Genomic DNA, 1,654 nt, shown 5'->3' on the forward strand with positions numbered 1-1,654 from the left:
GGCGAAGGCAGCCATCTCGATCATCAAGACGGTGCTGACAACGGCGAGTGCGAAATACACCTCGCCCGGTGAGGACGGTGCGACTTTCATTGACCTGCCTCGTTCGTTACCGAATCATTCTTGCGAGAATAACCTAAGGCTGACTGAATCCGGCGACTCAAACTTTAACAACCCTCGCGCTGAGCATTTCACTCCATCCTCGGGATTGTCGCGCCCACGGAGCAGGTGAGATCGGGCCGGACCTGTTTCAGGCGGCGTGACGGACGGGGCTTGAAGGATTGGTTTCGAAGCGACGCGACAGACCGTATCGGGCTGGGCGGTGCACGGACTGGCGTAAGATCAAGAACCGGAAGCATCCGGCGATGAACCGGGTGAGGGAGTCTTTCGGATAATGAATTGGCGCTTGGGCGAGGCAAGGGGGCAGAAAAATATCTGATCCGTGGTCTCCGGGATGGGGATCGAGCGGGAGGGGTGTTCTGATCCGCGCTTCAGGTAATCAGAAAATTCGGCGACGTGCCGGACGACTTGAGTGCTTTGTAATGGCGACTTGATTTCTTCTGCCCCAGTAACCTTGACCAGTCAGGTTAACGCGCGGCTTTCATTGTGCTGTCGCGGCAGCGCGTTATCGTCAATTTATCGCGACGATTTTGACCGACTGACCCCCCAGTCACCGGCCATTTTTCAAATCGCGCGTTAGGGGTCGCCGGTTTTCCCACCCCCGGCGGCCCCGTCCATTTCAGTATGTGCGAACCTGCGATGACAGATCAGGAATTAGTTCTCGCCGCGCTTCGTCAGGTCGGTTCGATTGTCGGCGAACACCTTGAGCTTGGAATGAGCGACGCCGATGAAGCGATTCGCTCAATTGGTCGCGGTGCTGGATACGAAGGAACTAGCTGACGCGATCAACCGGCTAGAGCGAGGGTTTGGGCTGGGGGTGGTGAAGTAGCCATCGGTGCAATGTTTGTCGGTTGCCATGAACCCGGAAGCGACTCGTTGCGACAACCGGGACATGATCGATGTACAGGACTTAGAAGACCATGACGACCAACGAACGTCGGAATTCAAAAACGGCAGAGACAATGAATCGCAACCTGGACCAAAGTCTGTCCATCCGATATGCGGAATTACTTCGTCTTCGGAAGGCCGTTCGTCAGGCTGAATCGAAGGTCGGCACCGCTTCGGATGCTAATATAAGAAAAATACTTCCGAACAATTTGGATTGTCGTTGAATTGTAACTGGGCCTATGCGGTTCCATCCAATTGAAACTTCTTGACAGTTTCATTAGGACGCCACAGCTTGCATGTAGGCCAACAATGGAGTTGGTCGCGAGCAGAGGAGATACGATGACTCCACCTGCAAAGCTTGCCGCAATGACCGCTGCTTCAACGTTCGGGGAATAGCGTAGCGGCTAAACACGCGAACGGCGTTCCGGGAGCGGCCTATGGACCTCACAGTCAGGCATGGACCAACCTGGCCCCTCTCGGAACATCTCAGCGTCGATTGGATAGAAGGCCACGGTGCGGCTGAGAACCGTCCTCTTACTCTTTTCTACGGATAGTCTCCGGCTCGTAATCAACCTTCCGCAATCGCCGCTCTTCACCGGCCAGAAATAGACCTTGCCATTTCAAAAAGGCTGCGTGCGATTCAAATCGC

General features: G+C 55.0%; 1 protein-coding gene. It reads left to right on the top strand.

Going from position 1 to position 1,654, the window contains the following annotated elements:
• Positions 1 to 756: 756 nt before the first annotated feature.
• Complete coding sequence (locus WB528_RS25865) at positions 757 to 897, top strand: hypothetical protein (protein WP_423892061.1); 141 nt, start codon at positions 757 to 759, stop codon at positions 895 to 897.
• Positions 898 to 1,654 lie beyond the last annotated feature (757 nt).

The sequence above is a fragment of the Bradyrhizobium sp. genome (assembly GCF_049586575.1).
Classification (GTDB): Bacteria; Pseudomonadota; Alphaproteobacteria; order Rhizobiales; family Xanthobacteraceae; genus Bradyrhizobium.